This window comes from Marinicauda pacifica (genome assembly GCF_004793635.1).
GTDB classification, from domain to species: domain Bacteria; phylum Pseudomonadota; class Alphaproteobacteria; order Caulobacterales; family Maricaulaceae; genus Marinicauda; species Marinicauda pacifica.
Map to the genome: position 1 here is coordinate 1 of NZ_SRXV01000121.1, position 302 is coordinate 302.

The window sequence follows — 302 nt, forward strand, 5'->3', positions numbered from 1 at the left end:
CACTCGAGCTCCAGGGCCAACTGACTGACTCGATCCGCTTCAGTGCAGAAGCGACCTATGCACATACGATCCAAACGGAATTGCTGCCATACTACCAGCTTGGCTATACCGATACCCAGCTTGCCTCCTACAAGAGCGAGCTTGAGGCCGATACCGGACTCGGGCTCCTGAGCGCCCGTGTGTACCGCAACGACGCTTATGTTGGTTACTCGACCACCTCGGCGGAGAGCGACAATATCCCGTTCGATAACTCCGTTACGGTCGGGCAGCTCCAGCTCCTTTCGAAAGTCGGAGCCAACAAT

General features: G+C 56.6%; 1 protein-coding gene. It reads left to right on the forward strand.

Annotated features, from left to right (window positions below; translation table 11 throughout):
* Nucleotides 1-80 precede the first annotated feature (80 nt).
* On the forward strand, nt 81-302 hold a 222-nt coding region (locus E5162_RS14640; protein WP_135945979.1), incomplete at its 3' end, for a hypothetical protein.